The sequence below is a fragment of the Rhizobium sp. UFLA01-1127 genome (assembly GCF_059803845.1).
The window spans coordinates 35,204-43,076 of the sequence record NZ_JAUQTZ010000047.1 but is presented as its reverse complement, the minus strand read 5'-3'; the positions used below and the strand labels follow the sequence as shown (position 1 = coordinate 43,076).

At 59.7% G+C, this 7,873-nt stretch carries 10 protein-coding genes; 6 read left to right on the top strand and 4 right to left on the bottom strand.

Annotated features, from left to right (window positions below; genetic code table 11):
- Positions 1 to 616, top strand: a 616-nt coding sequence (locus Q4Q11_RS14265) for an amidohydrolase family protein (RefSeq protein WP_498569906.1), incomplete at its 5' end; no start/stop codon positions are given.
- A gap of 218 nt (positions 617 to 834) precedes the next feature.
- Here the strand turns inward: Q4Q11_RS14265 and greA are convergent.
- On the bottom strand, positions 835 to 1,317 hold the full coding sequence (gene greA / locus Q4Q11_RS14260) for a transcription elongation factor GreA (protein WP_498569905.1): 483 nt from the start codon (positions 1,315 to 1,317) through the stop codon (positions 835 to 837).
- A gap of 151 nt (positions 1,318 to 1,468) precedes the next feature.
- Between greA and Q4Q11_RS14255 the strand changes: the two genes are divergently transcribed.
- Positions 1,469 to 1,927: a DUF1801 domain-containing protein gene (locus Q4Q11_RS14255; RefSeq protein WP_498569904.1), complete on the top strand. Its 459-nt coding sequence runs from the start codon at positions 1,469 to 1,471 to the stop codon at positions 1,925 to 1,927.
- 240 nt (positions 1,928 to 2,167) lie between these two features.
- The gene (locus Q4Q11_RS14250) at positions 2,168 to 2,794 is read left to right on the top strand and encodes a LysE family translocator (protein ID WP_498569903.1); all 627 of its coding nucleotides are present in this window, start codon (positions 2,168 to 2,170) and stop codon (positions 2,792 to 2,794) included.
- A 64-nt stretch (positions 2,795 to 2,858) separates the two neighbouring features.
- Here Q4Q11_RS14250 and Q4Q11_RS14245 read toward each other — a convergent pair whose 3' ends face one another.
- The 3 genes from Q4Q11_RS14245 to Q4Q11_RS14235 form a co-directional block, all read right to left on the bottom strand.
- Entirely contained in the window at positions 2,859 to 3,542 is a 684-nt protein-coding gene (locus Q4Q11_RS14245) for a GNAT family N-acetyltransferase (RefSeq protein ID WP_498569902.1), read from the bottom strand.
- Complete coding sequence (locus tag Q4Q11_RS14240; protein WP_498569901.1) at positions 3,539 to 4,033, bottom strand: MarR family winged helix-turn-helix transcriptional regulator; 495 nt, start codon at positions 4,031 to 4,033, stop codon at positions 3,539 to 3,541. The genes Q4Q11_RS14245 and Q4Q11_RS14240 overlap by 4 nt, the downstream gene beginning before the upstream one ends.
- Positions 4,034 to 4,320: 287 nt before the next feature.
- Positions 4,321 to 4,878 carry a dual specificity protein phosphatase family protein gene (locus Q4Q11_RS14235; RefSeq protein WP_498569900.1) on the bottom strand — a complete coding sequence of 186 codons (558 nt, stop codon included), beginning with the start codon at positions 4,876 to 4,878 and terminating at the stop codon, positions 4,321 to 4,323.
- Positions 4,879 to 5,255: 377 nt separating this feature from the next.
- Between Q4Q11_RS14235 and Q4Q11_RS14230 the strand changes: the two genes are divergently transcribed.
- The 3 genes from Q4Q11_RS14230 (at position 5,256) to Q4Q11_RS14220 (ending at position 7,828) form a co-directional block, all read left to right on the top strand.
- Positions 5,256 to 6,200, top strand: coding sequence for an ABC transporter substrate-binding protein (locus Q4Q11_RS14230; RefSeq protein WP_498569899.1), 945 nt, complete (start codon positions 5,256 to 5,258; stop codon positions 6,198 to 6,200).
- A 63-nt stretch (positions 6,201 to 6,263) separates the two neighbouring features.
- Positions 6,264 to 7,037 (top strand): ABC transporter permease, encoded by a 774-nt coding sequence (locus tag Q4Q11_RS14225; protein ID WP_113215060.1) that lies wholly within the window; start codon positions 6,264 to 6,266, stop codon positions 7,035 to 7,037.
- Positions 7,034 to 7,828, top strand: coding sequence for an ABC transporter ATP-binding protein (locus tag Q4Q11_RS14220; protein WP_498569898.1), 795 nt, complete (start codon positions 7,034 to 7,036; stop codon positions 7,826 to 7,828). The genes Q4Q11_RS14225 and Q4Q11_RS14220 overlap by 4 nt, the downstream gene beginning before the upstream one ends.
- Positions 7,829 to 7,873 lie beyond the last annotated feature (45 nt).

The window sequence follows — 7,873 nt, the reverse complement described above, 5'->3', positions numbered from 1 at the left end:
CACGGCAAAGGCCAGGAAGATCAGCGAGGCTCAGGCGGCGGAACTCGTGGAGCAACGGATGGCCGCACGCTCTGAACACGGCGACAGCATGGACATCATCAACGGCCTGTCGGAATTGGCGCGCGAGCACGGCGTCGTGCTGGCCTCCCATGACGACGACACGGTCGAGAAGGCTGCCCTGCTGCACAGCCTCGGCGCGGCAATCAGCGAGTTTCCGATCAATATCGCAACGGCCAAGGAAGCAAGGCGCCTCGGATTGGCAACGGCGATGGGCGCGCCGAATGCATTGCGGGGCCTATCCTATTCCGGCAATCTTTCCGCGCGGGAAGCCTATGAGGCCGGCGTGCTCGATATTCTCGCCAGCGACTATCATCCATCGGCCATTCTGCCGGCTGTGATCGCACTTGCTGAGATCGGCAAAGGCGGCCTTCCCGCCTCGGCCGCATTGGCAAGCGCCAATCCGGCCGAGGCACTCGGCTTGCATGATCGCGGCCGGATCGCCGAAGGGCTGCGCGCCGATCTCGTGATCGCAGAACGCAGCCGGGTGCCGCGCGTGCGCAGCACGATCCGCGGCGGCAAGGTGGTTTGGTCCGACGGCACCATCAAGGGCTTTTAAGCCAAAAGACCAAGCCGGCACGCGCAGCCTCGGCTAGGTCGATCGGCCTGCCGAACGGCCGGCCGGCGGCGGCAATCGCATCGCGTGCCAGCTGATGCTCGCCTATCATCGGATGCTGCCGGCCGACTTCCAAGCGGCACCGTCGCGCGTCGCGATCGTCACGCCGTTCGAGCCAATACATTGACCCGATTTACGCGGCGATCGAAGTGCCAGGCAAGCTATTCGATCGCGGTGATCTCGAGCTCGTCATCGCCGAGGCTCATGACATCTCCCACGGCCTTTCCCATCAACAGCCTTGCGACCGGCGACACATAGGAAATCGACCCTGCCTTGGGATCGGCTTCATCTTCGCCGACGATGCGGTACTTCTGTACGCGGCCATCTTCGCGGCTGAAAGTTACCTTGCTTCCGAAGGCGACGATCTCGGTTGAAGCGGGTGTCGCAATGACTTCAGCGGTTCGCAGCCTTTCCGCGAAGTAGCGGGCATCGCGCAAGGGGATCGCTGTCTGTCGCCGGCGCTCGTTGACGTCTTCGATGGCACTCGCCGTTTCATAGGCCTTGCGCGCCTCCTGAAGCTGAAGTTCCAGAGCCTTTAATCCCGCTTCCGTGACGAGGTTTGGATGCGAAGAAACGGGCCGGTCCGGCAGCACGGTTTCGGCAGCCGTTTCGGCGCTTTCTTCCTTCATGAACGCAGTGCTCAATTTCAAACTCCACTTTGACGCGCCACAACCTTGAGGTACAATTGGCGATATGCTCCCGGTTGGCAATTTCAACGGCCCTGATTGAACGACGGGAGGCAATCGGCAAATCAGCCCTATACTATAGACCAGATAGGAGCATTGGAGGAATAGAATGGCCGATGGAAAGCCCAAGTCGCCGATAAAGACCGGAGCCGGGAAGCCGCTAGCGGAGCCGAAATTGCTTTCAGGCGGCAACCCGCAGATTGCCAAGGGTGACGGCGACGCGCCGGTGCAGGCTTATATCGCCGCAATGCCCGGCTGGAAGAGCAAGCTCGGGCAGCGCATCGATACACTCATCGTCGAGGCAGTTCCCGACGTTCGAAAGGCGGTCAAATGGAATTCGCCGTTCTACGGCATGGACGGTGACGGCTGGTTCCTGAGTATCCATTGTTTTACGAAATACGTGAAGGTGGCCTTCTTTCGCGGCACGTCGCTGCAGCCGATCCCGCCGGGCGATTCCAAAACCAAGGAGACGCGCTACCTCAACATCCATGAGAACGATACGCTGGACGAAGCGCGATTTGCCGATTGGGTAAAGCAGGCCAGCCGATTGCCGGGCGAGCGCATGTGAGCCATCTCCGGATGGAGCGGGGAAGATGCGATCCGCGGCCGCCCCGCGGAATTTTGACCACCTTACGACAACGATAAGGGATAGCCATGCTCCGCCGGTATGGCGATGTTCGGCATGCGCCCTCAGAGTCCTCGTTGCAACGGCCGGTAAATCGATTAGTCTTCAGGTGGCAAACAATGCCGGGTGCAAAGTCTCCGTATGGCCGACACTTTGCCGGGCAGCTCAACTTGAGAGAAATCGATGGTCAGCCTTGGTGTTTTGACGACGTATATATTGGTGGTGCTCGGCCTGATGATCATTCCAGGCCCGGCGACCCTGCTCACGCTGGCCAGAGCCGTCAGCGGCGGCAAGCGCGTGGGGCTCGCAACCGGCGCCGGAATTGCCGCCGGCGATCTTTTCCATACGACGATGGCGACCTTCGGATTGTCGGCTCTGCTCGCTACATCCGCGCTGGCCTTCGAGATCGTCAAATATGCCGGCGTCATTTATCTCGTCTATCTCGGCTTCAAGGCTTTCGTCGAGAAGAGCAGCAGCATCGACATGCCGACTGCGCAAGCCATCACGCCCATGCGCGCCTTCCGGCAAGGGTTCTTCACCGAGATACTCAACCCCAAGACGGCGCTTTTCTTTCTGGCTTTCCTGCCGCAGTTCATCCATCCTGCAAGCGGGTCCGTCATTGGCCAATTCGCGCTGCTCGGAGCCGTCTTCGTTGCCCTCAGCATCGCCGTGACGTCGCTTCTGGCGATCGGTGCCGGATCGATCGGCGGCTGGCTGCGCCGCAACCGCACCATCGGCCGATGGCAGGGAAAGGTCATCGGAACGATTTATATGGTGCTGGGCCTGCGGCTTGCCTTGCAGCAGCAGTGATCCGGTTTGCTGCAACGCTCTGGTCCGAAAACCGATCACATTTTTCGGCGCCATGGTCGGGAGATCAGGCAGACTGCCGTTTGACGACGCAGAGGTTCATTTCCGAACGCAAGCGAAAGCCCATCGCCTCATAAAGCGCGATGGCCGGCGTATTTGTTCTGTAGGCGTGGAGGTAGGCGGTTTCACCGCGCGCCGAAATCTCTCCGGCCACGAAGCGGAAGAGCAAGGAGCCGAGGCCCCGCCCCTGAAAGTCCGGATGGGTACAAAGCCCGCTGAGCTCGGTAAATAGCGGCTGGCGCATCCGCTGGCCGGCCATGGCAACGAGACGCCCGTCTATTTTCACACCCCAGAAGCAACCGAGGCTCTGGGCGCGCAGCGTAAAGGGGCCGGGCTTGGTGAGCGCAGCAAGAGCGAGCATATCCGCGGCATCGGCCTCCGTCAGCAGCTCCACCCGGCTGTCCGACACCCGCTCGCAAGGCCGCTCTGCTATCATCTGCACGATCCTGGCGGAGGAAAGAACCGTCAATCCTTGAGGAACGATGATCGGCTCGGCTTCGACGATCGCCATGACCTCCTCGTCCGCAGGCAGCCTTGCCAGGGCATCGAGGCCTTCTGCCGTATTGTCGGCGGACGCCGCAAAGGGCACGATCGAAGGCGGATAGCGACGGGCGTCGCCGTTTCCCTCCGCCAATGACGCATGGGCGGTCTCAAGCGCGCTCCAAACCGGTCGGTCGAGAATATGGCTCATGGTTTCGGCTCCTTTTCGGGGCGGGCACGCCGCGCAAGCGGCGCTTGCGCAAGACCCTCCTCAAGCGCGGCCAGTTGTTCCAGCATTGGGCCGGAAAGATCGCCGCAGAGTTCGCGAACTGCCTGCTCGACACGCGGCCAGACGGAATTTTTCGAATAGTCCATGAGAGACTGCCCCTTGGGCGTCAGCGAGATCAAGCGGCGACGCTGGTCTTCGGTCGATGCCCGCATATCGACATAGCCCAGTTCCAGAAGCTGCGAGATGGTGCGCGTCGCGCCCGGCTGGGTAATGCCGACAGCCTGGGCAAGCTCGCCGATCGTCAGCGGGCCGGCGCGGTCGATGGCCGCGAGAAACGGATATTGGGCCGACTGCAAGGTGACGCCAAGTTCATCGATAATCTGCTGCGTATCGGCCTGCAGGCGTTCGCCGATGCGGCGAAAGCGGCTGCCGAGACAGAGGAAACCCAGCGATCGGACGACATCTTCAACCAAACCTACCTCCTACCCCATAAATATAACACGTTATATAAAAGATTATACGATGTTGATCAATAGTCCGTTTGGATTGAAGATGGTCCCACTAAGCCTGCAACAGAATTTGCGACAACCCTGCATCCGCGCGAGTTGCGGAATTCTCCAGCCATTTCTCAGATGTCCGATTGTCGCCGGCCCGCCGGCTCGTCAAAATACCAGGCGATTTTTCGATCCGGAACAGCGTTGACGATCAAACCCGGACGGCATCACTCAACCGGGATTCAAGCGGCGCTCACAGGCGCACGCTAACTTTTCAATCCGAAGCTCTTTTCAAGATGCTCCCAGCTTTTGTCCATGACATTGCTGGCAAGATAGGGAATGCCGACATGGCCGTAGAAAATCGACATTTGCCCCTCTGCCTTCTCTTCGCTGGCGCCGGCGATCTCGCGCAAGTAGATGGCCGACACAAGGCCGGTGGGATCGGCTCCGGTTTCGCAGTGCACGAGGATCGGCTTCGGCGCATCGCGGAGAATCGCGATTAGCTGGCGCGCCTGTTCCGGTGTCACTTCCTTCGTTGGCGGCAGGCCAAAATCGACATGGGAGATACCGGCCTGCTGGGCCGCATCGGTCTCGTCCTTATACCAGGGCGCGATGCTTTTGCCCCGGAGATTGATGATCGTCTTGATGTCATAACGTCTGACATAGTCGTCAATATCGGCCTTGGATGGCTGAGCGGAGCGATAGAGCTGTCCCGGCACCACCTCGTTGAAGTTGTCCGTAAGCTGGATGGCGCTCAGATATGAACCAAGCAGCACCAACGAGCTCACCGCGATCCACCTGGAAATCCTCAGTAATCTGATCATGAAATCATTCTCGTCACTACGATAGATTCAAACTGCCGCTGCCCGATGACCGGGCGGAGCAAGGTCGCCGTCCCTTGCCGGTCCCTTGCATCCATAAAGGCCGTCTACAGGACAAGGTGCAGGACATCGAAGGTTTTATGGTCATGCCAGACCATTATGTCCTGAACGCGGTGATATCCTTACAATTTCGTAAGTAAGGCGATCACCTCGTCAGGCATTTCTTGAAATGCGAGACCTTCGCTTGCTCGAATTCAATTCGATTGCACGGCGACGTAAGTTATTGTGTCTAGACAAAGAAAAGTCGCTTGCGCAATATGCTGCCGATAAAAACGGCAGTAGCATCAACTGCCTCCACAACGAGCAGGGAACTTCATATTATGAAAAAGGCATTGTTTCTCGCCGCCTTCGCGGCCCTGGCCGGCTTCAGCCATGCGCAAGCCGCCGACACCAAGGTTTCGATCGGAATTTCCGGCTGGACCGGCTTTGCGCCGCTGACGCTTGCCAAGGAGGCCGGCATCTTCAAGAAACACGGGCTTGACGTCACCGTGGCCAAGGTGCCGCAGGCAAGCCGCCATCTGGCTCTCGCCTCCGGCGACATCCAGTGCGCGGCAACGACGGTGGAAACATGGATCGTTTGGAATGCCGCCGGTGTGGCGACGACGCAAATATTCCAGCTCGACGTCTCGCACGGCGCCGACGGCATTGCCGCCAAGCCGGGAATCGAAAAAGTGGCCGACCTGAAAGGCAAGGCAGTTGCGGCATCGGCGCCGGGCACGTCGCCGTATTTCCTGCTTGCCTATATCCTTGCCAAGAACGGCATGACCATGAAGGACGTCAAGGTCGTCAACATGGAGCCGGGTCCGGCCGCCCAGGCGCTGCTTGCGGGGCAAAACGACGCCGCCGTGACCTACGAGCCTTATCTGTCCGCCGTGCGGGCGGCGCCGGACAAGGGCAAGATCATCGCCACGACGATCGACTATCCGGCCGTGATGGATACCTTCGGCTGCACGACGGCCTTCCTGAAAGATCATCCCGATGCCGCCAAGGCATTGGCCGCAAGCTATTACGATGCGCTTGAAATGATCAAATCCGACAAGGACAAATCCTTCGAGATCATGGGCAAGGATGTAAAGCAGTCCGGCAAGGAATTCGGCGAGTCGGCAGCCTATCTGGAATGGCAGGACAAGGCGGCTGCGAAAAAGTTCTTCGCAACGACCTTCAAGAGCTTCAACGAAGAAGCCGCCCAGATTCTGCTCGACGCCGGCGTCATCAAGCAGAAACCAGACCTTTCAAAACTGGCCGATCCGTCCTTCATCGAATAAGGCCGCAACCTATTGATGGGCGTTTCGAGCGTTCGGCACGCCTTTTTCACGACAAGAGATAAAATGCGCCCGCTCGAACCCATCAGTCCCGGCAGCCGGCTGGTCTACGGCTTGCTTTTCTTCATTCTTTTCTTCGCTGGCTGGGGCTGCCTGACCCTTGGCGGCTTCGTCTCGAAAACCTTCCTTGCCGATCCCATCACTATGGTAAAGGACGGCTATGATCTTCTCGTCAATCAAGGCTTTCTCTTCGATATCGGCATGACGATCTGGCGCGTGCTCGGCGGCTTCGTCCTGTCGGCGCTGATTGCCGTGCCGCTCGGCATCCTCATGGGGGCTTACAAGCCGATCGAGGCACTTCTCGAGCCCTTCGTCTCCTTTGCCCGCTATTTGCCGGCATCGGCCTTCGTGCCGCTGCTTATCCTGTGGGCCGGCATCGGAGAAACACAGAAACTGCTCGTCATCTTCATCGGCGCGGTGTTCCAGATCATTCTGATGGTCGCGGTTTCGGTGGCCGGCACGCGGCGGGATCTGGTGGAAGCGGCCTATACGCTTGGCGCTTCCGACCGCGGCGTCGTGCGGCGTGTTTTGATCCCGGCGGCGGCTCCCGACATCGGCGAAACACTGCGGCTCGTTCTGGGCTGGGCCTGGACCTACGTCATCGTCGCCGAACTCATCGGTGCGTCCTCGGGCATCGGCTATATGATCATCAACAGCCAGGCGCTGCTTGCCACCGGCCAGATCATCTTCGGCATCATCGTCATCGGCCTGATCGGCCTCGTCTCCGACTTCGCTTTCAAGCTCATGAACCGAAAGCTGTTCGCATGGAGGTTTGCGTGAGCGTTCCCGGAGAACTTCGCATCAGGGATGTCAGCCGCACCTTTCCCGGTGTCCGGGGCGGCGCGCCGACGCTCGCCTTGCAGCCGACGACGCTCGACATTCCCCGCAACGACTTCGTCACCATCCTCGGGCCATCGGGTTGCGGCAAGTCCACCCTTCTGCGGATCATCGCCGGTCTCGACCGGCCGACAAGCGGCACGGTCACGCTGGATGGCAAGGACGTGACCGGCCCCAGCGCCGATCGCGGCATGGTGTTCCAGTCCTACACGCTCTTCCCGTGGCTGACGATACGGGAGAATGTTGCCTTCGGCCTGCGCGAACGCGGCGTTGCCGAAAAAGACAGGAATGACATCGTCGCGAGCTATATGGACAAGGTTGGGCTGCGCGGCTTCGAGGATCATTGGCCGAAGCAATTGTCGGGCGGGATGCAGCAGCGGACGGCAATTGCCCGCGCGCTTGCCAACGATCCGAAAATCCTCCTGCTCGATGAACCGTTCGGCGCGCTCGACAACCAGACGCGCGGGCTGATGCAGGAATTGCTGCTTGGCATATGGGAACGCGAGCAGAAGACAGTGGTCTTCGTGACACACGACATCGAGGAGGCCGTATTCATGGCATCGCGTGTGGTGACGATGACGGCGCGCCCCGGCCGCATCAAGTCGATCACACCGGTTAATCTGCCTCATCCGCGCCACTATACGGTCAAGGCAAGCCCTGAATTTTCAACGCTGCGGCTGAAATTGACGGAAGAGATCAGAAGCGAGGCAATTGCAGCGGCTTCTCACGGCTGAGGGTCTGGCAAGCCAGGCGTTGCTTGGCTAATGCGGAATGCAGTT